The following is a 23,960-nucleotide window of genomic DNA, read 5'->3' on the forward strand; positions in this document are numbered from 1 at the left end:
ATTGTTAACAAACTGCCAACCGCGGCAACTCCGAATGCTTACAACAAGGCCGGCATTTGCCGGCCTTGATTAACGTCACATCACCAGACGGCGAATATCAGACAGCATATTGTTAATGATGGTGATGAAGCGCGCACCATCCGCACCGTCGATGACGCGGTGGTCGAACGACAGTGAAATCGGCATCATCAGGCGCGGAGCGAACTCTTTGCCGTTCCACACCGGCTCCATCGCCGACTTAGACACCCCGAGGATAGCCACTTCCGGCGCGTTAACAATTGGCGCGAAGTGCGTGGTGCCGAGGCCGCCAAGGCTGGAGATGGTGAAGCAGCCGCCCTGCATATCGCTGGCGGTCAGTTTGCCATCACGCGCTTTTTTCGACGTCGCCATCAGCTCACGCGACAGTTCAGTGATGCCTTTCTTGTTCACGTCTTTGAACACCGGAACCACCAGACCGTTTGGCGTATCCACCGCCACACCGATGTTGATGTACTTTTTCAGCGTCAGCTTCTGACCATCTTCCGACAGCGAGCTGTTGAAACGTGGCATCTGCTCCAGTGCCGCGGCGACCGCTTTCATGATGAACACCACCGGGGTGAACTTCACATCCAGCTTGCGCTTCTCGGCTTCCGCATTCTGCTGCTTACGGAACGCTTCCAGATCGGTGATATCGGTTTTGTCGAAGTGGGTCACATGCGGAATCATTACCCAGTTACGGCTCAGGTTAGCGCCCGAGATTTTCTGGATACGACCCAGTTCCACTTCTTCGATTTCACCGAACTTGCTGAAGTCCACTTTCGGCCATGGCAGCATGCCCGGAATACCGCCGCCTGCGGCCGCAGCCGGTGCCGCTTCAGCGCGTTTCACCGCGTCTTTCACGTAAGCCTGCACGTCCTCTTTGAGGATGCGACCTTTACGGCCGGTGCCTTTGACTTTCGCCAGGTTAACACCGAACTCGCGCGCCAGGCGACGAATCACCGGCGTGGCGTGCACGTAAGCATCGTTTTCAGCAAATTCGCTCTTCGCATCGGCTTTCGCCGCTGCTGGCGCAGGTGCAGCAGCCGGTTTGGCTCCTGCAGCGGGTGCGGCTTCCTGTTTCGCTGCCGGTGCCGCAGCAGCCGGCGCAGCGCCTTCTACTTCGAACACCATGATAAGCGAACCGGTGCTGACTTTATCGCCGGTAGCCACTTTCAGCGCTTTAACCGTACCGGCAAACGGCGCCGGAACTTCCATTGACGCTTTATCGCCTTCCACCACGATCAGTGACTGCTCAGCCTCAACTTTATCGCCTACTTTGACCAGCACTTCGGTGACTTCCACTTCGTCGCCGCCGATATCCGGGACGTTAACGTCTTTGGCACCCGCAGCCGCGGCTGGCGCGGAGGCCGCCGCTTCTTTCACGGCAGGTTTGGCAGCCGCTGCTGGCGCCGCGCCTTCGGCTTCAAAGATCATGATCAGTGAACCGGTGTTCACCTTGTCGCCTGTGGCGATTTTGATCTCTTTCACCACACCGGCAAACGGTGCAGGCACTTCCATGGAGGCTTTGTCGCCTTCGACGGTGATCAGCGATTGCTCAGCCGCCACTTTGTCGCCCACTTTAACCAGAATTTCGGTGACTTCTACTTCGTCGCCGCCGATATCCGGTACGTTAACGTCTTTCGCTTCGCTGGCGGCGGCCGCAGCAGGTGCGGTTTCCGCTGGTTTCTCTTCGGCGGCCGGTGCCGCAGCAGCTGCACCTTCGGCGTCGAAAATCATGATCAGTGAACCGGTATTCACTTTGTCACCGGTCGCGATTTTGATCTCTTTGACCACGCCGGCCTGCGGCGAAGGCACTTCCATCGAGGCTTTATCGCCTTCCACGGTGATCAGCGACTGTTCGGCTTCAACCTTGTCGCCCACCTTGACCAGAATCTCGGTGACTTCAACTTCGTCTGACCCGATATCCGGTACGTTAATTTCGATAGCCATTACTCTCTTACCTCTTAAGCCAGACGCGGGTTAACTTTATCGGCATCGATGTTGAATTTCGCGATCGCATCCGCCACCACTTTCTTCTCGATTTCGCCGCGTTTAGCCAGTTCACCCAGGGCTGCAACCACTACGTATGACGCATCCACTTCGAAGTGGTGACGCAGGTTTTCGCGGCTGTCTGAACGGCCGAAACCATCGGTACCCAGCACGCGATAATCGCTGGCTGGCACGTAGCTGCGAACCTGCTCTGCGAACAGCTTCATGTAGTCGGTCGATGCCACCGCCGGCGCGTCGTTCATCACCTGAGCGATGTACGGTACGCGTGGAGTTTCCGTTGGGTGCAGCATGTTCCAGCGCTCACAATCCTGACCGTCGCGTGCCAGCTCGGTGAACGAGGTCACGCTGTAGACGTCAGAACCGATGCCGTAATCCTTCGCCAGGATCTGTGCCGCTTCGCGCACGTGACGCAGGATAGAACCTGAGCCCAGCAGCTGCACTTTACCTTTGCTGCCTTCTACCGTCTCCAGCTTGTAGATACCCTTACGGATACCCTCTTCCGCACCCTGCGGCATCGCAGGCATGTGGTAGTTTTCATTCAGCGTGGTGATGTAGTAGTAAATATTTTCCTGCGCTTCGCCGTACATACGTACCAGACCGTCATGCATGATGACTGCCACTTCGTACGCGTAAGACGGATCGTAAGAGATACAGTTCGGGATAGTCAGCGACTGAATGTGGCTGTGACCATCTTCGTGCTGCAGACCTTCGCCGTTCAGCGTGGTACGACCAGAGGTGCCGCCCACCAGGAAGCCGCGCGCCTGCTGGTCGCCTGCCAGCCACATCAGATCGCCGATGCGCTGGAAACCAAACATCGAATAATAGATGTAGAACGGAATCATCGGCAGGTTGTTGGTGCTGTAAGAGGTCGCCGCCGCCAGCCAGGAAGACCCTGCGCCGAGCTCGTTGATCCCTTCCTGCAGAATCTGGCCTTTCTCGTCTTCTTTATAGTACGCAACCTGCTCACGGTCCTGCGGCGTATACTGCTGGCCGTTCGGGCTGTAAATACCAATCTGACGGAACAGACCTTCCATACCAAAGGTACGCGCTTCGTCTGCGAGGATCGGCACCAGACGATCTTTGATCGACTTGTTCTTCAGCATCACGTTGAGCGCACGCACGAAGGCGATGGTGGTAGAGATCTCTTTGCTCTGCTCTTCCAGCAGCGCACTGAACTCTTCCAGCGCCGGCATTTCCAGCTTTTCGCTGAACTCAGCCTGACGGGTTGGCAGATAGCCACCCAGCTTCTCGCGCTGGCCGTGCAGGTAGTTGTACTCTTCTGAGCCTTTTTCGAAGGTCACATACGGCAGCTGTTCGATCTTGTCGTCAGCCACTGGCACGTTGAAGCGATCGCGGATGTAGCGAACGCCATCCATGTTCATCTTCTTAACCTGGTGCGCGATGTTTTTACCTTCCGCAGTGTCACCCATACCATAGCCTTTAATGGTATGCGCCAGGATCAGCGTTGGCTGACCTTTGGTCTCCTGCGCTTTCTTCAGTGCCGCGTAGATTTTCTTCGGATCGTGACCACCACGGTTCAGGGCGAAGATCTCTTCGTCTGACCAGTCTTTCACCAGCGCTGCGGTCTCCGGGTATTTACCGAAGAAGTGCTCGCGCACGTACGCACCGTCGCGTGATTTGAAGGTCTGATAGTCGCCGTCAACGGTTTCGTTCATCAGCTGAATCAGCTTGCCGCTGGTATCTTTCTTCAGCAGCTCGTCCCAGCGTCCGCCCCAGATCACTTTGATCACGTTCCAGCCAGCACCGGCAAAGATGCCTTCCAGCTCGTTGATGATCTTACCGTTACCGGTGACCGGACCGTCGAGGCGCTGCAGGTTACAGTTGATGATGAACACCAGGTTATCCAGCTTCTCACGGGTAGCGATGGTGATCGCCCCTTTGGATTCTGGTTCGTCCATCTCGCCATCGCCAAGGAAGGCGTAAACGGTCTGCTTAGAGGTATCTTTCAGGCCGCGGTGTTCCAGATATTTCAGGAACTTCGCCTGATAGATGGCGTTCAGTGGGCCGAGACCCATCGACACGGTCGGGAACTGCCAGAAGTCCGGCATCAGTTTTGGATGCGGATAGGAAGAGAGACCGTTGCCGTGGACTTCCTGACGGAAGTTGTTCATCTGCTCTTCAGTCAGGCGTCCTTCAAGGAACGCACGCGAGTAGATGCCCGGAGAAATGTGGCCCTGGAAATAGACCAGATCGCCGCCATCCTGCTCGCTACGCGCGCGGAAGAAGTGGTTGAAGCACACTTCATAAATGGTGGCAGAAGACTGGAAAGACGACAGGTGACCACCCAGCTCCAGATCTTTCTTCGACGCACGCAGAACCGACATAATGGCGTTCCAGCGGATTGCGGAACGGATACGACGTTCAAGAGAGGTGTTACCCGGATATTCCGGCTCATCTTCGACCGCAATGGAGTTGATGTAGTTGCTGACGGCGTTGCCGCCCGCTGCCACTTTCACACCGCCTTTGCGTGCAGCACTCAATACCTGATCAATCAGATACTGCGCGCGCTCAACACCTTCTTCACGGATGACCGATTCGATCGCCTGTAGCCAGTCACGAGTTTCGATCGGATCCACGTCATTCTGTAAACGTTCTGACATGGGGTGTATTCCTTATCTGTGTCTAATACGTTGAATTATCAGGAGCCTGTCTGCTTGTGCTTTGCTTCTGATTCACAGCACAAGAAGACAGGCCCGTCGTTTATGTCGCACGTTCATTGCCGTGCGTTATTCCTTACGTTGCTGTAAACGACGCAGGGAGCGTTCACGACGGCTCTGCTCCCGACTTCTGTCCAGCAAGATTTCCTCAATGAACGCCAGGTGACGATGGGATGCCTCGCGTGCTTGTTCTGGCTCACGAGCCACAATCGCCTCAAAGATACTGGCGCGGTGACCGCTCACTTTCGCCAGCATTTCGCGGCGAGCGTAGAGCAATTCGAAATTCTGACGGACGTTCTGTTCCAGCATAGGGCCCATCGAACGCAGCAAATGCAGCAGCACCACATTATGGGCGGCTTCTGTGACAGCGATCTGATACTTCATGACCGCATCGGCCTCAGCATCTAAATCGCCGCTGTCCTGCGCCTGCTGGATGTTGACGTGACAGTCGCGAATACGCTGCAGGTCTTCATCGGTGCCGCGCAGCGCAGCGTAGTAGGCCGCAACGCCTTCCAGCGCATGGCGGGTTTCCAGCAGGTCAAACTGGGATTCAGGATGTTCAGCAAGCAGGCCGACCAGCGGGTCGCTCAGGCTTTGCCAGAGGTTCTGCTGTACGAAGGTGCCACCACCCTGACGGCGCAGCAGCAGGCCTTTGGCTTCCAGACTCTGGATCGCTTCGCGCAGCGATGGACGTGAGACATCAAACTGTTTGGCCAGTTCACGCTCGGGAAGCAGTTTTTCACCCGGCTGGAGCGTCCCTTCCATAATCAGGGATTCCAGCTGCTGCTCGATTGCATCGGAGAGCTTGGGTTGGCGAATTTTACTGTAGGCCATCATCCCTTCTTATGAGCCAAACGTCCGGAGTAAATTGGTAATACCAATTGAAAAATGGTGCCCGTAAAGTAACAAAGTATTCACCTTGTGTCTATATGGCCCCCCGCACACTTTCACCGCAGACACCGGTTACCGTGCGCTAACTTACCGGGATCTGGCAGAAAAGCGTCTCAGCCCGGCAAATGTTAACAGATTTCACTTTTACCAAACCTTACACTGCATTAGCGCGCACCAGGCTGCGTAGCCATAAGCGAATGCTATTCGTGTTTAAGCCTTATTCATGGCAGAAATAGCGCAAGGGAAGCGCAGAGGATGCTGCTGCTTTTTCAGCCATCTCTCAGCACAAAAAGCAAAAGCAGGTGCAAAGCGGCGCGCTTATCACTATTCTGGTCGCCAGGGTAGCTCAGGCTAGCACACAGCCCGCCGGATACCGTAAAGAAAAACGTACACAGATAGAACAGCCTTACAGTGCGCGCACTGCAGGTGCACAATAACAACATCATGAGGTTTGTATGGAACAACAGCATGGCGAAACGCTGCATCGCGGCCTGAAAAATCGCCATATTCAGCTGATTGCGCTGGGCGGTGCCGTCGGTACCGGTCTGTTTCTGGGCAGCGCATCAGTGATTAAATCGGCCGGTCCGGCCGTGATTCTCGGCTATGCCATCGCCGGTTTTATTGCCTTCCTGATCATGCGCCAGCTCGGCGAAATGGTGGTGGAAGAGCCGGTGGCCGGCAGCTTTAGCCACTTCGCCTATAAATACTGGGGCAACTTTGCCGGCTTTGCCTCCGGCTGGAACTACTGGGTGCTGTATGTGCTGGTGGCGATGGCTGAACTCACCGCCGTCGGCAAATATATTCAGTTCTGGTGGCCGGAATTCCCCACCTGGGCCACTGCGGCTATCTTCTTTGTGGTGATCAACGCCATCAACCTGACCAACGTCAAAGTGTTCGGAGAGATGGAGTTCTGGTTCGCGATTATCAAAGTGGTGGCGGTCATCGGCATGATCCTGTTTGGCGGCTGGCTGCTGTTTAGCGGCAACGGCGGCCCACAGGCCAGCGTCAGCAACCTGTGGAACCAGGGCGGTTTCCTGCCGCACGGCGTCAGCGGGCTGGTGATGATGATGGCGATCATCATGTTCTCCTTCGGCGGCCTTGAACTGGTGGGGATCACCGCCGCAGAAGCCGACAATCCACAAGAGAGCATCCCTAAAGCCACCAACCAGGTGCTGTGGCGTATCCTGATTTTCTACATCGGCTCACTGGCGGTGCTGCTGTCCCTGCTGCCATGGACGCGCGTCACCGAAGAGACCAGCCCGTTTGTACTGATCTTCCACGAACTGGGTGATGCGCTGGTGGCAAATGCGCTCAACGTGGTGATCCTGACCGCCGCGCTGTCGGTGTATAACAGCTGCGTTTACTGTAACAGCCGCATGCTGTTCGGCCTCGCGCAGCAGGGCAACGCGCCAAAAGCGCTGCTGAAAGTGGACCGTCGTGGTGTGCCGGTGGCGACCATTCTGGTCTCGGCGGTAGCCACTGCGCTGTGCGTGTTGATTAACTATCTGATGCCGGGCGAAGCCTTCGGCCTGCTGATGTCGCTGGTGGTCTCCGCGCTGGTCATCAACTGGGCGATGATCAGCCTCGCGCACCTGAAATTCCGCAAGAAAAAAGACCAGCAGGGCGTGACAACCCGTTTCAGGGCGGTGCTGTATCCGCTGGGTAACTGGATCTGCCTGCTGTTCCTGGCGGCCATTCTGGTGATCATGCTGATGACGCCGGGCATGGCGATTTCAGTGTGGCTGATTCCGGTGTGGCTGCTGGTGCTGGCCGTGGGTTATACCGTTAAAAATCGGGTACAGAAAGCCTGATGCTTCACCGGGCCCGGCACGCTGCTGCCGGGCCGATCCGCTTCACACTTTTCCCCGCCCGCGTATTTTGTCCATCATCCTGACCGATTGTTCCCCACCAGGTTACTGATTTAACGCTGATAATTTTTGCTCCACTTGTCGCAGGAGACGACTGATGAAAGGAGCAGCCCTCTCGTTCAGAGAAAAACTGGGATACGGCATGGGTGACGCCGGATGCAACATGATCGGCGGTGCCATAATGCTGTTCCTCAACTACTTCTACACCGACGTATTTGGCCTTGCTCCGGCGCTGGTCGGCACGCTGTTGCTGTCAGTACGGGTGCTGGATGCGGTGACCGACCCGATAATGGGCGCGATTGCCGACCGCACGCAGAGCCGCTGGGGACGCTTTCGCCCGTGGCTGCTGTGGATATCGCTGCCCTACGTGCTGTTCAGCGTGCTGATGTTTACCACCCCGGACTGGAGTTATGAAAACAAGGTGATCTGGGCATTTGTCACCTATTTCCTTATGTCGCTGACCTACACCGCCATCAATATTCCTTACTGCTCGCTGGGCGGCGTCATCACTAACGATCCCGGTGAACGCGTCTCCTGCCAGTCATACCGCTTTGTCATGGTGGGCATCGCCACGCTGATCCTCTCGCTGTCGCTGCTGCCGATGGCCGAGTGGTTTGGCGGCGACAACAAAGCGCGCGGCTATCAGCTGGCGATGAGCGTGCTGGCGCTGATTGGCCTGGTGATGTTTCTGTTCTGTTTTGCCACGGTGCGCGAGCGTATTCGCCCGGCGGTACCGAGCAACGATGATCTGAAGAAAGATTTGCGCGATGTATGGAAGAACGATCAGTGGGTGCGCATTCTGCTGCTGACGTTCTGTAATGTCTGTCCCGGTTTTATTCGCATGGCCGCCACCATGTATTACGTCACCTGGGTGATGGGCCAGTCGACGCACTTTGCCACGCTGTTTATCAGCCTGGGCGTCATCGGCATGATGCTGGGCAGCACACTGGCGAAAGTCCTCACCGACCGCTGGTGCAAGCTCAAGGTGTTTTTCTGGACCAACATTGCGCTGGCGCTGTTCTCCAGCGGCTTTTACTGGATCGATCCACACGCCACCGTCACCGTGGTAATTGCTTATTTCCTGCTGAACATCCTGCACCAAATTCCGTCGCCGCTGCACTGGTCGCTGATGGCTGATGTCGATGACTACGGCGAATGGAAAACCGGTAAACGCATCACCGGGATCAGCTTCTCCGGCAACCTGTTTTTCCTCAAGGTCGGACTGGCGGTAGCGGGGGCCATGGTCGGGTTTTTATTGTCGATGTATGGCTATGACGCAGCGGCGAAGCAGCAGTCTGCCAGCGCGCTTAACGGCATTGTGCTGCTGTTTACCCTGATCCCCGGCGTCGGCTATCTGATCACCGCCGGCGTGGTGCGCCTGCTGAAAGTGGACCGCGCGCTGATGCGCACCATCCAGCAGGATCTCGCCCTGCGTCGCGCCAACTTCCATGACCTGTCCGCCCCTGTTCGCCGCGCGACCTCACAACCAGGAGAAATTAAATGAGCTGGCCTAACCCGTTTATTACGCAACGTGCCGATCCGTTTATATTGCGCCACGGCGATGGCTATTATTTTATCGCGTCGGTGCCCGAGTACGATCGGCTGGAGCTGCGCTATGCCAGCACGCTCAACGGTCTGATTACCGCCCCAGCCACTACCGTGTGGCGTAAACCGGACAGCGGTCCCTGCAGCGCCCTGATCTGGGCACCGGAACTGCACCTGATTAATGGCCAGTGGGTGATTTACTTCGCCGCCGCGCCGTCCCGCGAAATTAAAGAGGGGCTGTTTCAGCACCGTATGTACGCGCTGGTATGTGATGATGCCGATCCGCTCAGCGGTCACTGGCAGCCGTGCCGCCGCGTGCAAACCCACCTCGATACCTTCGCCCTCGACGCCACCCACTTCGTGCATCAGGGTAAAAACTGGTATCTGTGGGCGCAAAAAGACCCGGCGATTCCCGGTAACTCCAACCTGTATCTGGCGGAGTTACTGAATCCGTGGACGCTGAAAACCCAGCCGCTGATGCTCAGCCGGCCGGAGTATGAGTGGGAGTGTGCCGGCTTTAGCGTCAATGAGGGACCGGCGGTGATTCGCCATGGCGAGCGGCTGTTTGTCACCTACTCAGCCAGCGCCACAGACGAAAATTACTGCCTCGGCATACTGAGTATTGACGCGCAGGCCGATCCGCTCGACATCAGTGCATGGCACAAATCGGCGCGGCCGGTATTTGCCACCAGCTGGGATAATCACCAGTACGGTCCGGGGCATAACAGTTTTACCGTGGATGAAGCAGGACAGGATGTGCTGGTGTATCACGCGCGGAATTACACCGAAATTGAGGGCGATCCGCTGTGGGATCCCAACCGCCATACGCGGCTTAAATATTTTGCCTGGCGCGAAGACGGCACACCGGATTTCGGCGTGCCGCCTGCCGATCACACTAACGTGCCGTAGATGGTCAGCAGCGCCACTACCACGACCAGTACCAGCGAAACGCGTTTGGCCAGCGCCACGGCGACCCGTGGCGTTTCCACTTTATCCAGATGCGGATCGCGCGCCAGCGAGAACTGCGCCAGGCTGGTCAGCACCTGATACTGTGGACGATGCACATCGCTGAGCGCAGCAAACCATGCCGGCAGCGCACGCTCGCCGTGGCCGAGCAGCGCATAAGCCACACCGGCCAGCCGCACAGGAATCCAGTCCAGCACGTGCAGAATGCGATCGATGCCGGACTGTGCGCGTTCCAGCGGGGAACGGTGTTTTGCCAGCCAGCTCTGCCAGGCGCGCAGAAACGCATACCCCACCAGCAACACTGGCCCGTAAGGGCCACCGACCACAAACCAGAACAGCGGCGCAAGATAGAAGCGGAAATTAATCCAGATCAGCGCGTTTTGCAGCGCCTGCAGAAATTCGCGCTCGCTACAGTCAACCGGCACGCCGTGAATCAGCGTCAGCTCTGCCGCCATCGCCTGATGGGCCGCTTCATCATCGTGGCTCGCCGCTTTAAGATACTGGTGGTAATGCAACCGCACCGAGCCGGCACCAATGCACAGCAAACCGACCACAATCCAGAACAGCAGCTGCGCCACGCCAAACAGAATGCCCTTCAGGCTCCACACCACCACCCAGACCAGCAGCATGGCGATCACGGTCATCAGCAGCGTACGCAGCAACGAGAAGCGCTGGCGACCGCGAAACAGCGGCTCAAGCCTATGATCCAGCTGCCAGTGTTCACCTAATTTAAAAAGGCGTTCCCAACCCAAAACTAACAACAAACTAAACAACGTCATACCTGCTCCTGCGGTGTCAGGGGTGCTCCTGCCCGATAGCCTGTTTATAGCGTATCCAGTCAAATGCCGGACCGGGATCGGTCTTGCGTTCCGGCGCAACATCGCTGTGACCGGTGATACGCTGCGGCGTCAGCGGATAATGCTGCATCAGCAGGCGGGTAACCTGCTGCAGCGTAGCGTACTGGGCATCGGTGTAGGGCAGCGTATCAGTGCCTTCCAGCTCAATACCCATGGAAAAATCGTTGCAGTTTTCCCGTCCGGCAAACTGCGAAATGCCGGCGTGCCAGGCGCGCTGGTCAAAGGAAACATACTGTACCAGCTCACCGTCACGGCGAATCAGACAGTGCGCCGCCACGCGTAACTGGGCGATATCCGCAAAATAGGGATGCGCATCAGCCGGTAGCGTACCGGTGAACAGCCGGTCAATCCACGGACCGCCAAATTCGCCCGGCGGCAGACTGATGTTATGAATGATCAGCAGCGACGGCGCTTCGTTATCCGGCCGCGCATTGAAGTGCGGCGACGGCACCTTGCGTGCGCTCGTGATCCAGCCGTGTTCCAGTTTCATGCCTGTTATCCTGAACAAAATCTGGCTGAGAATACCATGATTCCACCTCACTGCTTGTGACTTAATGCGTTATGGCATCAGCAAGTTAAGGATACTAAACATTTCACCTGGCGTGTCTGGCAATAGCTGCAAAATCAGGCTAAGGTGAGCGCACGTAATCCGCAGGGTGGAGCCGCAAAATCATGGTGTCGCGTCGTTATAATCCCGAACATCGTCGTCAGGAACTGCTTAAACGTATTCAGCTGGATATCCCGGAAACCGTGGCGCGCGCGCTTCAGGAGGATTTAGGCGGTGACGTTGACGCGGACCGCGACATCACCGCCCAGCTGTTGCCGCAGGCGGCGCAGGCTGAAGCGCGCGTTATCACCCGCGAAGCCGGTGTTTTCTGTGGTAAACGCTGGGTGGAAGAGGTGTTTACCCAGCTGGGCAATAACGTTTCCATTACCTGGCACGTCGAAGACGGCCAACCGCTGGTGGCCGATCAGCTGCTGTTTGAATTACGGGGACCGGCGCGGTTGCTGCTGACGGCAGAACGCACCGCGTTAAACTTTGTGCAGACGCTCTCCGGCGTAGCGACAGCCGTGAACCGCTATGTGGCGCTCTTATCTGGCAGCAATACCCAGCTGCTGGATACGCGCAAAACCCTGCCTGGCCTGCGCACCGCGCTCAAGTATGCGGTGCTGTGCGGCGGCGGGCAGAATCATCGCCTGGGCCTGTCCGACGCTTTCCTGATTAAAGAAAACCACATCATTGCCAGCGGTTCGGTCAGTAAAGCGGTGGAGAAAGCCCTGTGGCTGCACCCGGATGTGCCGGTCGAGGTGGAAGTGGAAAGTCTCAGCGAACTGCAGCTGGCGCTGGCGTCCGGCGCCGACATCATCATGCTGGATAACTTCACGCTGGCGATGATGCAGCAGGCGGTTACGCTGACTGCGAAGCGCGCACTGCTGGAGGTGTCCGGCAACGTGACGGAGACGACGCTGCCGCAGATCGCCGCCACCGGAGTGGATTATGTCTCGGTGGGCGCGCTGACTAAGCACGTGCAGGCACTCGATCTGTCGATGCGTTTTCGCGAAGTCTGACGTCTGGCCATGCCGCCGGTGCTGGCGGCAGTTTGCGAGCCGGCTTCCATCATCATGTGGCTTCGCCTGTAACGCGCTACATTGTCTGCGCGCCCCTTTCCGGGATTGAAACGCGCCCCCTTCCGCTTTTGCCCGCCCTTTCTTACCGTTGCGGCTCCACAACAAGGAGCCTCATTATGGATAAACAACGCGGTTTTACCCTGATCGAGCTGATGATTGTTATCGGTATCGTCGCCATCCTCAGCGCCATTGGCCTGCCCGCTTACCAAAATTATCTGCAACGTGCCGCGCTGACCGACATGCTGCAAACCATGGTGCCCTATAAAACTGCCGTGGAGCTGTGCGCCATTGAGCGCGGCGGACCGGCGCAGTGTCAGGCCGGCGAGCGCGGTATTCCCGCCGCCAAAGGCTCACGCTATGTGGCGAACCTGAGCGTGGTGAATGGTGCCATTACGCTGACCGGCCAGGAGAGCCTGACGGGGTTAACCGTTGCAATGTTGCCGATATGGAATGCGGCGGAAGGCGCACTCAGCTGGCAACGCAGCTGCACCAGCGACAACACCAGCCTGCGCGACAGCTGTCTCGAGCAGTTCCGCTTTGCCGACAAGGAAGAAAACAATGGATAAGCCGGATAGCACCCTGCAGGCGCTGTGTGCCCGCTATCAGGCCGTGATACTGCACCACGACGCCACGCACTTGCGCGTGGCGGTCGCGGACGCGCCAGACCCGCTGTTGTTAGAGGCGCTGCAGTTTGCCAGCCAGTGCGCAGTCGAGGTCGAATGCTGGCCCGCCGCACGGCTGGAGCAGCTGCTGCACCAGCCAGAAAGCAGTGCGGCACCGCGCGAACAGGCCAGCGCCGAGTCCGCCATTCACGCGGTGGATCAGATTCTGCGCCAGGCCATACAGCGACGCGCCTCCGATGTGCACTTTGAACCGCAGCGTCACGGGCTGCGCGTACGGCTGCGGATTGACGGCGTGCTGCATCCGCTGCCGCAGTTACCGGATGCCCCACCCGCCGCCGTGCTGGCACGGTTGAAAATTCTCGGCGGTCTGGATATCGCGGAGCGTCGGCTGCCGCAGGATGGCCAGTTCAGTCTGGAGATGGATGACAAACCGGCGGCGTTCCGCCTGTCGACCCTGCCGGTCAGCCAGGGGGAAAAAGCGGTGGTGCGCCTGCTGCAAAGCGAAAACAGCGCCATTGCGCTCGATAAGCTGGGCATGCCAGTACCACAGCTGCGCCTGCTGAAAAACGCGCTGGCCAAACCGCAGGGGCTGATTCTGGTCACCGGCCCAACCGGCAGCGGCAAAACCTTTACGCTGTACAGCAGCCTAAGCGCCCTCAACGTGCCGGAGAAAAACGTCTGCAGCGTGGAGGACCCGCTGGAAATTCCGCTACAGGGGATTAACCAGACACAGGTACAGCCACGGAGCGGTCTCGATTTTAACCGCGTATTGCGCGCGCTGCTGCGGCAGGATCCGGACGTCATTATGATCGGCGAAATCCGTGATGCTGAAACCGCCAGCATCGCCGTAAAAGCGGCGCAGACCGGACACCTGGTGCTCTCAACCTTGCACACCAACTCGACGGCCGAAACCCTGACCCGCTTACGGCAGATGGACATTCCCGGCTATCTGCTTGGCCCGGCGTTACAGCTGGTGGTGGCGCAGCGGCTGGTGCGCCGTTTGTGCGTGCACTGCCGTCAGCCGGGCCAGGCGATTGCCCATCTGCCGGGCGACATGTGGCCCGGCACGCTGCAAACCTGGCGTGCCCCCGGCTGCGATCACTGCTTCTCTGGTTATTACGGCCGCCTGGCGCTGTTTGAAATCCTGCCGATGAGCAGCAGATTGCAGAACGCCATCTCGGCTGATATGCCGCTGGAGCACCTGCTGACGCTGGCCGCGGAGCAGGGAATGAAAACGCTGCTGACCGCCGGGCTGGAGGCGGTGAGCCGCGGCGACACCTCTTTCGAGGAGATGCAGCGCGTGGTGGGCCTTGGCAATGGCTAATCGCTACCAGTTTCACTGGCAGGCACTGGACAGCATGGGCCTGCTGCAGGAGGGCGAGTCGCTGCAGCCCACGCAGGATGCCCTGCTCGGCCAGCTGGGCGATCGCGGCATGCTGGTGGTGAGCTGGCAGCGCGGGAAATGCTGGCGCGCGCGCGACTGGAAGTGGCAGCAGAAAATTGACCTGATGCGCCAGCTGGCGACGTTGCTGAAAGCCGGGCTGCCGCTGGCGGAGAGTCTGACATTGCTGGCCAGCGGCCATCCCCATGCAGGCTGGCGCGTGCTGCTGAGCCTTCTGCAACAGCGGGTCATGGCCGGAGAGCCGTTTTCTCAGGCGCTGCGCGCCTGGCCGGATATCTTCCCGCCGCTGTTTCCGGCACTGATGCAGGTGGGTGAGCTGACCGGGCAACTGGACGAGTGCTGCCGCCAGCTGGCACTACAGCAGAGCAGGCAACAGTTTCTGCGCCAGAAGGTAGTGAAAGCGTTGCGCTATCCGCTGTTCATCCTACTGGTGGCGCTGGCGGTCAGCGCCGGGATGCTGCTGTTTGTACTGCCGGAATTTGTTGCGGTGTACGCCAGTTTTGACGCACCGCTGCCGGCCTTTACCGCCGGCGTGATGGCGCTGTCGGCGCTGTTGCAGCAGGCGGCGCTGCCGCTGCTGTTGTGCGGTGTGGCGTCCGGGTGGCTGGCGCGTCTGACCTACCGACGATCCGTTGCGTGGCAAAAGCGCTGCCAGCAGTGGCTGCTGCGGCTTCCGCTGCTGGCCCCGTTGTGGCGCGGCGGTCAGCTCAGCCAGATATATGCGATTCTGCAACTGACGCAGCAGGCCGGACTGACGCTGCTGCAAAGCCTGCAGGCGGTGGAAGTGACGCTGGCCGCGCGACTGTGGCGCGATGCCATCGTGGCATTACAGCAGCATATTGCCGCTGGCGCACCGCTGCATCAGGCGCTACAGGGACATCCGCTGTTTACGCCGCTGTGCGCTCAGCTGATCCGCGTCGGTGAAGAGGCCGGTGCGCTTGATGTGATGCTGGCGCGGCTGGCGGAGTGGCACGAAGCGCAAACGCTGACGCGCGCAGACAGCCTCGCCGCTTCGCTGGAGCCATTAATGATGGTGGTGATTGGCGGCATTGTCGGCACGCTGGTGATTGCCATGTATCTGCCGGTATTTGGTCTGGGAGACGCCATACGTTAAACGGGCGCACGCGGCGCCCGTTGCGGCACATCAGCGGTTAAAGACGCGGTTTTCCTGCTCTGCCACACGAATAAAGGTGGTGCGTTTGGTCAGCTCTTTCAGGCGCTCTGCGCCGACGTAAGTACAGGCCGAACGCAGCCCGCCGAGGATATCCTTCACCGTCTCCGCGACCGGTCCACGCAGCGGCAGACGAACGGTTTTACCTTCTGCGGCGCGGTAGCCCGCCACACCGCCTACATGACGTTTCATCGCGGATTCGGAGCTCATGCCGTAGAACAGCATGAACTGCTCGCCCTGCTCTTCAACAAGAGTGCCTTCGCACTCATCGTGTGCCGCCAGCATGCCGCCGAGCATCACGAAGTCAGCGCCGCCGCCGAACGCCTTGGCGATATCGCCCGGCACGGCGCAACCGCCGTCACTGACAATCTGCCCACCGAGGCCGTGCGCCGCATCAGCACACTCAATCACCGCAGAGAGTTGCGGATAGCCAACGCCGGTTTTGACGCGCGTGGTGCAGACCGATCCCGGGCCGATTCCCACCTTCACAATGTCGGCACCGGACAGAATCAGCTCTTCGACCATTTCACCGGTCACCACATTCCCGGCACAAATGGTTTTCCCCGGGAAGCTTTCCCGCGCGCGCTGCAGGAAGGCAACAAAGTGCTCGGAGTAGCCGTTTGCCACATCAATACAGATAAAATTGAGCTGGGGCGACAGCGCGAGGATCGCGCTTAACTTTGTGAAATCTGCTTCTGAGGTCCCGGTGGAGACCATCACGTGGCTGAGCACTGTAGCCGGTACGCGCTGGATAAAGGTCTGCCACGCTTCAACACTGTAGTGCTTGTGAACGGCGGTCAGCACGTTAAAGCCTGCCAGCGCTTCGGCCATGGTAAAGGTGCCGACGGTATCCATGTTGGCGGCAATCACCGGAACGCCGGACCAGGCGAGGCCTGAATGTTTGAAGGTGAACGTGCGTTCCAGCTCAACCTCGGAACGGCTTTTCAGCGTGGAGCGTTTCGGGCGGATCAATACATCTTTAAAGCCCAGTTTTACATCTTCTTCGATACGCATAGCAGAGTGTCCTGGTTAGTGACGACGAACCGCAGTTCGGGTAGCGCTCACGGCTCCAGTGTCGTTATCATACGCGCCATTCGTTCCGCGACAAGACTGCGAATTTCACTTTATTTAAGCTACAATCCGTTAAATTTAGCTGAGAAAACCGATTGTGATCGGGCTCTCATCACGCTGCGGCAGATGAGAAAAATGTTGAGAGAACGCTATGCCTTTTACCGTTGCACTGACCGGCGGCATTGGTAGTGGTAAAAGCACCATTGCTGATGCTTTTGCCGCGCTGAACGTCGACATCATAGATGCCGATGTGATTGCCCGCGAGGTGGTTGAACCGGGCACACCTGCGCTCAGTGCGATTGTGAAACGCCACGGAGAATCGATTCTGACCGCAGAAGGCACGCTTTATCGCGCGCGTTTGCGGGAAATTATTTTCCAGCAGCCGCAAGAGAAAAACTGGCTCAATCAACTGTTGCATCCGCTGATTAACGCCCGTACCCAGCAGCTGAAGGCGCAGGCAGCTTCGCCTTACGTCATGTGGGTAGTGCCGCTGCTGGTAGAAAATGGTCTGCAGCATCAGGCTGATCGGGTATTAGTCGTGGATGTCGATGAGGCCACGCAGCTGCAGCGCACCCGCCAGCGTGATGGTATCTCTCTCAGCCAGGCGCAACGGATTCTTGCCGCGCAGGCCAGCCGTCAGCAGCGTTTAGCCTGCGCGGATGACATCATTGATAACAGTGGCACGCCGGAACAGGCTTTGCCGCGCGTTGCTGAACTTCACCAGCGCTATTTGCGCCTGGCAGCAACCGGACGGGATTAATATCATGAGCACAGTGGTTCTGTTTGAACACCCATTGAATGAGAAAATGCGCACCTGGCTGCGCGTGGAGTTTTTGATCAACCAGCTGCACGAAACGCTGCCGGTCAACAGCTCGGTTGCGGCATTGGGTGTGTTTCGTATTATTGGCGACCTGCTGGATATCTTCGAACGCGGCGATATGCGCACCGAGCTGTTAAAAGAGCTGGAGCGTCAGCAGCAAAAACTGCGTGCCTGGCTGGATGTGCCGGGTGTCGATGAACACACCGTCAGCCAGCTGCGCGAACAGCTGAAGCAGCAATCCAGCGAGCTGATGGCCGCGCCGCGCATGGGTCAGCAGCTGCGCGAAGACCGGTTGATTGCCTCCGTACGTCAGCGCCTGAGCATTCCCGGCGGCTGCTGCAGTTTTGATCTGCCGGGTTTACACATCTGGCTGCACCAGCCACAGGCGCTGCGCGATACCCTGGTGAATAGCTGGCTGGCCTCGCTCGATCCGCTGCGCAACAGCCTGACGATGATCCTCAACCTGATTCGTCAGTCAGGCGTGTTTCGCCATCAGACCAGCCTCAACGGCTTTTATCAGGATAACGCCGAAGGGTCCGACCTGCTGCGCCTGCAGCTGACGCTGGAAGATGCGCTCTATCCGCAGGTCTCTGGTCATAAAAGCCGCTATGCCATCCGCTTTTTACCGCTCGATAGCGAACGCGGTGAAGTGCCGGCGCGACTGAATTTTGAATTAGCCTGTTGTTAGAGGATGTTATGCAGGAAGAGATGATTACCGTACCTTGCCCCAACTGCGGTAAAGCCGTGATGTGGGATGAACTCAGCCCGTGGCGCCCGTTTTGCAGCAAACGCTGTCAGTTGATCGATCTGGGTGAGTGGGCCGCTGAAGAGAAACGCATTCCCAGCAGCGGAGACATGACGGAGAGTGACGACTGGAGTGAAGAGCAGCCGTAATCGGCAGGGGCACGCAGCCCCTGAGTTTAAATCTCGCCCGCCACTAAGCGGGCAATCAGGGCGTGGTTGGCAGGTGGAAATTCATCGGCCAGCAAATCACGCTGCTCGACCCAACGCTGCGGCTGACCTTCGCGTCCCCACGGCTCACCCTGCCAGCCCTCCACCAGGAAGAAATGCAGCGTAACACGCAGGTCATCGTAACTGTGGTCGGCCTGACCAATCGCTTTCGCCGCCGTCACTTCAATACCGGTTTCTTCCATCAGCTCACGTTTTAACGCCTGTTCTGCGCTTTCGTGCTGTTCAATTTTTCCGCCCGGGAACTCCCATTTGTTGGCCATGTGCGAGCTTGCTGCGCGCTGGGCAAGAAAGATCTGACGACTGGCATTGCGAATGATGCCCACCGCAACCTGCAGGTGTTTCATAAGCTGGATTCCGCTTGTAGTGAGTGAGCGCTGATTTTAAAGCAGACGCCGGACGATGTTAACTGCTGTCGGCTTCACCGCGATCCTGTCGCACAGATTCCAGTTATTAAGACAGGTCGTAATGATCGCACGGCGCCATGTTGGGAATACTCGCAGCCACTTTACTCTAGCCAGGCCGACTACACATGGAACGCAAACTAACAACGTTTCTGGCGCAAGACGCACAGAAACAGATGAATACCTTACGCCATTTGGTTTTTCACGACATCCTGACGCTCGACAGCGCGCAAAACACCTTAACCTGGTGGCCAGAACAGAAGACCATCCCGCTTAATGAAGCGCAGAAGCGCTTCTTCTCCTGCCTGCTGCTGCGCATCACGTCGAAACGGCAGATTATTGCCACGGTATGGAATGAGAGCTATCCGGGGATCAGCGACAACAACTATCACCAATTGCTGTTTCAGAGCCGGGCGTTGCTGAAACGCTATGGTTTGCCGGATGGGCTGCTGGTTACGCTGCCCTATCATGGCGTGCGGCTGAATGAGGAGAAGCTGATGGCGATTACCCGCTAATCAGCCAAAGAAAAAGGAGCCCGCGGGCTCCTTTTTGTTATCAGGCCAGACGACCGTGACACTGTTTGTATTTTTTACCTGAGCCGCATGGGCACGGATCGTTACGTCCCACTTTCCGCTCACCGCCCTGTGCCGCCAGTGCAGCGGCCGCTGCGGTGTCGTCATCGACGTGACTGAGCTGCTGCTGCTGTGCCAGGCGCTCTGCTTCTTCACGACGCTGCTGCTCCATCGCTTCCACTTCTTCCGGCATCCGCACCTGCACTTTGCTCAGGGTGCTGATCACTTCGTACTTCAGCGACTCCAGCATCGCGGCAAACATGGCGAAAGATTCACGTTTGTACTCCTGCTTCGGATCCTTCTGCGCATAGCCACGCAGATGGATACCCTGACGCAGATAGTCCATCGCCGCCAGATGCTCTTTCCACAGCGAGTCGAGCGTTTGCAGCATCACGCCTTTTTCGAAGTTGCGCATCATTTCTGCGCCGACCACTTCTTCTTTCGCCGCATAGTTTTCGCTGGCGCGGCTCATGATGCGCTCACGCAGCGTCTCTTCATGCAGATCCGGCTCTTTATCCAGCCACTCAGCAATCGGCAGATCCAGATCGAAATCATTGCGCAGACGCTCTTCCAGCCCCGGAACATCCCACATCTCTTCCAGCGACTGCGGCGGAATGTAAGTGTCGATAGTGGCTTTGAACACATCTTCGCGGATGCTGTTGATGGTGTCCGAAACGTCAGAGACATCCAGCAGTTCGTTACGCTGGCTGTAAATGGCGCGGCGCTGATCGTTAGCGACGTCATCGTATTCCAGCAGCTGTTTACGGATATCGAAGTTGCGGCTTTCCACTTTGCGCTGCGCATTAGCAATTGCTTTGGTTACCCACGGATGCTCAATCGCTTCACCCGGCTTCATACCCAGCTTACGCATCATGTTGGACACACGATCGGAGGCAAAAATACGCATCAGCGCATCTTCCATCGACAGATAGAAGCGCGAAGAACCGGCGTCACCCTGACGGCCCGCACGGCCGCGCAGCTGGTTATCGATACGGCGTGATTCGTGGCGTTCGGTACCGATAATGTGCAGACCGCCTGCCGCCAGCACCGCATCATGGCGCAGTTTCCACGCCGCCTTGATGACTTCAATCTGCTCTTCCGTCGGGTTTTCCAGCGCGGCCACTTCCGCCTGCCAGCTACCGCCGAGCATGATGTCCGTACCACGACCGGCCATGTTGGTCGCGATGGTTACCGCGGCTGGCTGACCTGCCTGCGCCACGATATCCGCTTCGCTGGCGTGGAATTTGGCGTTCAGTACGCTGTGCTTGATACCCGCGCGCGTCAGCTCCTGGGATACCACTTCCGATTTTTCAATCGAGATGGTGCCCACCAGTACCGGCTGCCCGTTAGCCGTACAGGTACGAATATCTTCAATAATGGCGTCAATCTTCTCTTTCTCGGTCATGTAGACCAGATCGGCCATATCTTTACGCACCATCGGACGGTTGGTCGGCACCACGATGGTATCGAGCTTGTAGATGGAGCTGAATTCAAACGCTTCAGTATCAGCGGTACCGGTCATACCGGCCAGTTTCTCGTAGATACGGAAGTAGTTCTGGAAGGTGATGGAAGCCAGCGTCTGGTTTTCATTCTGGATCTCCACACCCTCTTTGGCTTCGACCGCCTGGTGCAGGCCATCAGACCAGCGACGTCCCTGCATGGTACGACCGGTGTGTTCATCAACGATGATCACCTCGCCGTCCTTCACGATGTAGTCAACGTCGCGGGTGAACAGTGCATGGGCGCGCAGTGCTGCCGTCACGTGGTGCATCAGCATGATGTTGGTCGGCGAGTAGAGTGATTCGCCCTCATCCATGATGCCCTGACTGACCAGCAGCTCTTCCACTTTCACCAGACCGCGTTCGGTCATGTGCGCCTGACGGGCTTTTTCATCTACCCAGAAGTCACCTTCGCCCTGGAAGTTATCCGAGTCTTCTTTTTCCTGGCGCACCAGGTGTGGGATGATTTTGTTAACCTTGATGTAGAGATCGGAGCTGTCTTCGGCCGGACCCGAGATAATCAGCGGCGTACGCGCTTCATCGATCAGGATCGAGTCCACCTCATCCACCAGCGCATAGTGCAGTTTACGCTGTACGCGCTCTTCCGGACTGAAGGCCATGTTGTCGCGCAGATAATCGAAGCCGTATTCGTTGTTGGTGCCGTAGGTGATATCGGCTGCATAGGCAGCGCGCTTAGCCACTGCCGGCATGCCCGGCAGGTTGATACCGACTGTCAGACCAAGGAACTCAAACAGCGGGCGGTTGTTTTCGGCGTCACGCTGCGCCAGATAGTCGTTGACGGTCACAACGTGCACGCCCTTGCCGCTCAGCGCGTTCAGGTAAGCCGGCAGCGTCGCAGTCAGGGTTTTACCCTCACCGGTGCGCATCTCCGCGATGCAGCGTTCGTTGAGCACCATGCCGCCGATCAGCTGCACGTCAAAGTGGCGCATGCCAAACACGCGCTTACTGGCTTCACGCACGGTGGCGAAGGCTTCGGGAATCAGGCTCTCCAGCGTTTCACCTTTTTTCAGGCGCTCGCGGAATTGATCGGTTTTCGCTTTCAGTTCGTCGTCAGACAGTTTGACGAACTCCGGCTCCATCTTGTTGATGACATCGACCACTTTACGCATGCGGCGCAGAGTACGATCATTGCTGCTACCAAAAACTTTCGTTAACAATTTGATTAACATAATAAATTTATCTCAATTCAGCCGTAACAATACGGGCTGCAAAGGCAAAAAACAGAAACAGGAAAATAACGTTAGCTTTGAGCAATGAAAGGTCCGGCGCGGATGCCATGAATAGCAGCCTGCCAGTCAGCAGAAGAGTGAACGTTGGGCGAAACATGATGCGCTCGCGACGGCGGTGCCATCGTGGCTAAAGGTTGCGCGGGTGAAGTCAGCAGCGCCTGCAGCGAGTCAATCAGAGCCAGCTTTTGCGCCGCCAGCGGCAATGCATGTTCCGCTTCCGCTGTTGCGGGCGGCGTCATGCTGAATGAGAGATGGCGAATGACGGTGCGGATGGCGTGCTGATGCCAGTAATCAACGTTGAAACTGGGACGGCGCGCGCTTTCCTGCAGGCGAATCAGGTGATCAAACCGCACCACCTTGCCGGTAAACAGGCTGCTGACCGGCGAATCGCTGCTGGTGGGCTCTGCGCTTTGTGCACAGGCAGGCAGGCCGAGACTGGCCGCCACCATTCCCAACAGGAGATGAGGCCAGAAATAGCGTCTGCCGAGTTGTCGCCAGCGTGAGAAAATCCCGATCACCTTTCGTCCATCATGCCAGTCATTAAGCGCTAAGCCAGAGTTGCGTTACGCACCCTGCTTACATGAGCGCCAGATAATAGCACTTATGTGGGGCTTCGACATCAGGGATTAAAGGGCTTACGGCGGATTTCACGTTTTTTTGCGCAGGGTTTGGTCGCTGACAACAGGGTTTTGCGAGCGGGATTACAGCGCCAGCGGCAGGCAATAAAAAACGGCGGGTTCCACTGACCGGAGAGGGTGTCAGGGAAGCCCGCCGTTTGATGGCTGACTAATTAAGCCAGCACTAAATTTGGCGCTTTGAAGGCCAGTGGCAGTTCAGCTTCGTCTTCGAAGGTCGCCCATTCCCAGGCTTCCTGTTTCGCCAGCACCGCCTGCAACAGTTTGTTGTTCAGCGCATGGCCGGACTTGAACGCAGAGAATGCGCCAATCACGTTATGACCACACATGAACAGGTCGCCGATGGCGTCCAGCATTTTGTGACGCACGAACTCATCTTCAAAGCGCAGGCCATCTTCATTCAATACGCGGAAGTCATCGAGGCCAATCGCACAATCTAAACTACCGCCCAGGCACAGGCCTTTAGACTGCAGATATTCGATTTCACGCATAAAGCCGAAGGTGCGCGCACGGCTAATCTGACGCACAAAGGATTCAGCCGAGAAATTGAGCTGGTAACGCTGCGAGCTTGAGTCGATCGCCGGATGTTTGAAGTCGATGGTGAAGTCGAGTGAAAAACCGTTGTACGGTTTAATCTCGGCCCACTTATCGCCATCTTCTACCCGTACCGTTTGCTTCACGCGCACGAATTTCTTCGCGCTGTTCAGCTCTTCGACACCGGCATCCATCAGCAAATAAACAAAAGGCGCGGCACTGCCATCCATAATCGGAATTTCTGGCGCATCGACTTCAACAATAATGTTGTCGATACCCAGACCTGCCAATGCAGCATTCAGGTGTTCAACCGTCGAAATACGCACGCCTTCATCATTCACCAGGCAGGTACTCAGCATGGTGTCGCGCACGTATTTTGCATCAGCCGGAAAATCAACCGGTGGATTCAAGTCAGTGCGACGATAGATGACCCCGGTATTAGCCGACGCAGGGCGTAAAGTCAGCGTGACTTTTTTGCCGGTATGCAAACCGACGCCAGTCGCCTGAACAATACGTTTTAATGTCCTTTGTTTGATCATCGCATTATC

General features: G+C 57.5%; 21 protein-coding genes. 11 read left to right on the top strand and 10 right to left on the bottom strand.

What is annotated here, in order from left to right; genetic code table 11:
• Positions 1-75: 75 nt before the first annotated feature.
• The 3 genes from aceF to pdhR all read right to left on the bottom strand — a co-directional run bounded on the left by aceF (position 76) and on the right by pdhR (position 5,540).
• Positions 76-1,968, bottom strand: coding sequence for a pyruvate dehydrogenase complex dihydrolipoyllysine-residue acetyltransferase (gene aceF / locus F3J41_RS11605; protein WP_166711224.1), 1,893 nt, complete (start codon positions 1,966-1,968; stop codon positions 76-78).
• A 14-nt stretch (positions 1,969-1,982) separates the two neighbouring features.
• Positions 1,983-4,649 (bottom strand): pyruvate dehydrogenase (acetyl-transferring), homodimeric type, encoded by a 2,667-nt coding sequence (gene aceE, locus F3J41_RS11610; RefSeq protein WP_021507538.1) that lies wholly within the window; start codon positions 4,647-4,649, stop codon positions 1,983-1,985.
• Between the two features lie 126 nt (positions 4,650-4,775).
• Positions 4,776-5,540 carry a pyruvate dehydrogenase complex transcriptional repressor PdhR gene (gene pdhR, locus F3J41_RS11615; protein ID WP_021507539.1) on the bottom strand — a complete coding sequence of 255 codons (765 nt, stop codon included), beginning with the start codon at positions 5,538-5,540 and terminating at the stop codon, positions 4,776-4,778.
• A 512-nt stretch (positions 5,541-6,052) separates the two neighbouring features.
• On the opposite strand from pdhR, the gene aroP reads away from it, so the two are divergent.
• The 3 genes from aroP to F3J41_RS11630 all read left to right on the top strand — a co-directional run bounded on the left by aroP (position 6,053) and on the right by F3J41_RS11630 (position 9,919).
• Positions 6,053-7,408 carry an aromatic amino acid transporter AroP gene (gene aroP, locus F3J41_RS11620; RefSeq protein WP_058759500.1) on the top strand — a complete coding sequence of 452 codons (1,356 nt, stop codon included), beginning with the start codon at positions 6,053-6,055 and terminating at the stop codon, positions 7,406-7,408.
• A gap of 154 nt (positions 7,409-7,562) precedes the next feature.
• Positions 7,563-8,969, top strand: coding sequence for a glycoside-pentoside-hexuronide (GPH):cation symporter (locus tag F3J41_RS11625; protein WP_058780448.1), 1,407 nt, complete (start codon positions 7,563-7,565; stop codon positions 8,967-8,969).
• Positions 8,966-9,919: a family 43 glycosylhydrolase gene (locus F3J41_RS11630; RefSeq protein WP_058770611.1), complete on the top strand. Its 954-nt coding sequence runs from the start codon at positions 8,966-8,968 to the stop codon at positions 9,917-9,919. The genes F3J41_RS11625 and F3J41_RS11630 overlap by 4 nt, the downstream gene beginning before the upstream one ends.
• Here F3J41_RS11630 and ampE read toward each other — a convergent pair.
• Both ampE and ampD read right to left on the bottom strand, forming a co-directional pair.
• Positions 9,901-10,755 (bottom strand): beta-lactamase regulator AmpE, encoded by an 855-nt coding sequence (gene ampE, locus F3J41_RS11635; RefSeq protein ID WP_058780446.1) that lies wholly within the window; start codon positions 10,753-10,755, stop codon positions 9,901-9,903. The genes F3J41_RS11630 and ampE overlap by 19 nt on opposite strands.
• A gap of 16 nt (positions 10,756-10,771) precedes the next feature.
• On the bottom strand, positions 10,772-11,323 hold the full coding sequence (gene ampD, locus F3J41_RS11640) for a 1,6-anhydro-N-acetylmuramyl-L-alanine amidase AmpD (RefSeq protein ID WP_010618114.1): 552 nt from the start codon (positions 11,321-11,323) through the stop codon (positions 10,772-10,774).
• Between the two features lie 182 nt (positions 11,324-11,505).
• Between ampD and nadC the strand changes: the two genes are divergently transcribed.
• The 4 genes from nadC (at position 11,506) to hofC (ending at position 15,601) form a co-directional block, all read left to right on the top strand.
• Positions 11,506-12,402, top strand: a complete 897-nt coding sequence (gene nadC / locus F3J41_RS11645; protein ID WP_059010285.1) for a carboxylating nicotinate-nucleotide diphosphorylase — start codon at positions 11,506-11,508, stop codon at positions 12,400-12,402.
• 176 nt (positions 12,403-12,578) lie between these two features.
• Positions 12,579-13,028: a prepilin peptidase-dependent pilin gene (gene ppdD / locus F3J41_RS11650; RefSeq protein ID WP_058759497.1), complete on the top strand. Its 450-nt coding sequence runs from the start codon at positions 12,579-12,581 to the stop codon at positions 13,026-13,028.
• Positions 13,021-14,409: a type II secretion system protein GspE gene (gene gspE / locus F3J41_RS11655; protein ID WP_058770613.1), complete on the top strand. Its 1,389-nt coding sequence runs from the start codon at positions 13,021-13,023 to the stop codon at positions 14,407-14,409. Before ppdD ends, gspE begins: the two co-directional genes overlap by 8 nt.
• Positions 14,402-15,601: a protein transport protein HofC gene (gene hofC / locus F3J41_RS11660; protein WP_021507547.1), complete on the top strand. Its 1,200-nt coding sequence runs from the start codon at positions 14,402-14,404 to the stop codon at positions 15,599-15,601. The genes gspE and hofC overlap by 8 nt, the downstream gene beginning before the upstream one ends.
• A gap of 30 nt (positions 15,602-15,631) precedes the next feature.
• Here hofC and F3J41_RS11665 read toward each other — a convergent pair whose 3' ends face one another.
• Positions 15,632-16,672 (bottom strand): GMP reductase, encoded by a 1,041-nt coding sequence (locus F3J41_RS11665; RefSeq protein WP_021507548.1) that lies wholly within the window; start codon positions 16,670-16,672, stop codon positions 15,632-15,634.
• A gap of 208 nt (positions 16,673-16,880) precedes the next feature.
• On the opposite strand from F3J41_RS11665, the gene coaE reads away from it, so the two are divergent.
• Genes coaE through yacG form a run of 3 tightly spaced genes read left to right on the top strand, consistent with a single transcriptional unit; the run spans position 16,881 to position 18,443 of the window.
• Positions 16,881-17,489 carry a dephospho-CoA kinase gene (coaE, locus tag F3J41_RS11670; protein ID WP_021507549.1) on the top strand — a complete coding sequence of 203 codons (609 nt, stop codon included), beginning with the start codon at positions 16,881-16,883 and terminating at the stop codon, positions 17,487-17,489.
• A 4-nt stretch (positions 17,490-17,493) separates the two neighbouring features.
• Positions 17,494-18,237: a cell division protein ZapD gene (zapD, locus tag F3J41_RS11675; RefSeq protein ID WP_058759493.1), complete on the top strand. Its 744-nt coding sequence runs from the start codon at positions 17,494-17,496 to the stop codon at positions 18,235-18,237.
• A gap of 8 nt (positions 18,238-18,245) precedes the next feature.
• Complete coding sequence (gene yacG / locus F3J41_RS11680) at positions 18,246-18,443, top strand: DNA gyrase inhibitor YacG (protein ID WP_058770616.1); 198 nt, start codon at positions 18,246-18,248, stop codon at positions 18,441-18,443.
• A 26-nt stretch (positions 18,444-18,469) separates the two neighbouring features.
• Here the strand turns inward: yacG and mutT are convergent, their stop codons facing one another.
• The gene (gene mutT, locus F3J41_RS11685) at positions 18,470-18,865 is read right to left on the bottom strand and encodes an 8-oxo-dGTP diphosphatase MutT (RefSeq protein ID WP_058774821.1); all 396 of its coding nucleotides are present in this window, start codon (positions 18,863-18,865) and stop codon (positions 18,470-18,472) included.
• 185 nt (positions 18,866-19,050) lie between these two features.
• On the opposite strand from mutT, the gene F3J41_RS11690 reads away from it, so the two are divergent.
• A complete protein-coding gene (locus F3J41_RS11690) occupies positions 19,051-19,437 on the top strand; it encodes a transcriptional regulator (RefSeq protein ID WP_021507552.1) in 387 nt (128 codons plus the stop codon).
• Between the two features lie 40 nt (positions 19,438-19,477).
• Here the strand turns inward: F3J41_RS11690 and secA are convergent, their stop codons facing one another.
• The 3 genes from secA to lpxC all read right to left on the bottom strand — a co-directional run bounded on the left by secA (position 19,478) and on the right by lpxC (position 23,951).
• On the bottom strand, positions 19,478-22,183 hold the full coding sequence (secA, locus tag F3J41_RS11695) for a preprotein translocase subunit SecA (RefSeq protein WP_058780441.1): 2,706 nt from the start codon (positions 22,181-22,183) through the stop codon (positions 19,478-19,480).
• Between the two features lie 71 nt (positions 22,184-22,254).
• The gene (secM, locus tag F3J41_RS11700; RefSeq protein ID WP_058774823.1) at positions 22,255-22,761 is read right to left on the bottom strand and encodes a secA translation cis-regulator SecM; all 507 of its coding nucleotides are present in this window, start codon (positions 22,759-22,761) and stop codon (positions 22,255-22,257) included.
• Between the two features lie 272 nt (positions 22,762-23,033).
• A complete protein-coding gene (lpxC, locus tag F3J41_RS11705) occupies positions 23,034-23,951 on the bottom strand; it encodes a UDP-3-O-acyl-N-acetylglucosamine deacetylase (RefSeq protein ID WP_031279703.1) in 918 nt (305 codons plus the stop codon).
• Positions 23,952-23,960: the final 9 nt, after the last annotated feature.

The organism is Pantoea sp. Ap-870, assembly GCF_011752515.1.
GTDB classification, from domain to species: domain Bacteria; phylum Pseudomonadota; class Gammaproteobacteria; order Enterobacterales; family Enterobacteriaceae; genus Pantoea; species Pantoea dispersa.

What these genes read in the sequence shown, in the direction of transcription:
- nadC (WP_059010285.1), top strand. Translation starts at nt 11,506, where the DNA reads ATGGTGTCGCGTCGTTATAATCCCGAACATCGTCGTCAGGAACTGCTT.
- aceE (WP_021507538.1), bottom strand. Translation starts at nt 4,649, where the DNA reads ATGTCAGAACGTTTACAGAATGACGTGGATCCGATCGAAACTCGTGAC.
- hofC (WP_021507547.1), top strand. Translation starts at nt 14,402, where the DNA reads ATGGCTAATCGCTACCAGTTTCACTGGCAGGCACTGGACAGCATGGGC.
- coaE (WP_021507549.1), top strand. Translation starts at nt 16,881, where the DNA reads ATGCCTTTTACCGTTGCACTGACCGGCGGCATTGGTAGTGGTAAAAGC.
- secA (WP_058780441.1), bottom strand. Translation starts at nt 22,183, where the DNA reads ATGTTAATCAAATTGTTAACGAAAGTTTTTGGTAGCAGCAATGATCGT.
- pdhR (WP_021507539.1), bottom strand. Translation starts at nt 5,540, where the DNA reads ATGGCCTACAGTAAAATTCGCCAACCCAAGCTCTCCGATGCAATCGAG.
- F3J41_RS11630 (WP_058770611.1), top strand. Translation starts at nt 8,966, where the DNA reads ATGAGCTGGCCTAACCCGTTTATTACGCAACGTGCCGATCCGTTTATA.
- lpxC (WP_031279703.1), bottom strand. Translation starts at nt 23,951, where the DNA reads ATGATCAAACAAAGGACATTAAAACGTATTGTTCAGGCGACTGGCGTC.
- aceF (WP_166711224.1), bottom strand. Translation starts at nt 1,968, where the DNA reads ATGGCTATCGAAATTAACGTACCGGATATCGGGTCAGACGAAGTTGAA.
- ppdD (WP_058759497.1), top strand. Translation starts at nt 12,579, where the DNA reads ATGGATAAACAACGCGGTTTTACCCTGATCGAGCTGATGATTGTTATC.
- zapD (WP_058759493.1), top strand. Translation starts at nt 17,494, where the DNA reads ATGAGCACAGTGGTTCTGTTTGAACACCCATTGAATGAGAAAATGCGC.
- aroP (WP_058759500.1), top strand. Translation starts at nt 6,053, where the DNA reads ATGGAACAACAGCATGGCGAAACGCTGCATCGCGGCCTGAAAAATCGC.
- gspE (WP_058770613.1), top strand. Translation starts at nt 13,021, where the DNA reads ATGGATAAGCCGGATAGCACCCTGCAGGCGCTGTGTGCCCGCTATCAG.
- mutT (WP_058774821.1), bottom strand. Translation starts at nt 18,865, where the DNA reads ATGAAACACCTGCAGGTTGCGGTGGGCATCATTCGCAATGCCAGTCGT.
- F3J41_RS11625 (WP_058780448.1), top strand. Translation starts at nt 7,563, where the DNA reads ATGAAAGGAGCAGCCCTCTCGTTCAGAGAAAAACTGGGATACGGCATG.
- yacG (WP_058770616.1), top strand. Translation starts at nt 18,246, where the DNA reads ATGCAGGAAGAGATGATTACCGTACCTTGCCCCAACTGCGGTAAAGCC.
- ampD (WP_010618114.1), bottom strand. Translation starts at nt 11,323, where the DNA reads ATGAAACTGGAACACGGCTGGATCACGAGCGCACGCAAGGTGCCGTCG.
- F3J41_RS11690 (WP_021507552.1), top strand. Translation starts at nt 19,051, where the DNA reads ATGGAACGCAAACTAACAACGTTTCTGGCGCAAGACGCACAGAAACAG.
- ampE (WP_058780446.1), bottom strand. Translation starts at nt 10,755, where the DNA reads ATGACGTTGTTTAGTTTGTTGTTAGTTTTGGGTTGGGAACGCCTTTTT.
- F3J41_RS11665 (WP_021507548.1), bottom strand. Translation starts at nt 16,672, where the DNA reads ATGCGTATCGAAGAAGATGTAAAACTGGGCTTTAAAGATGTATTGATC.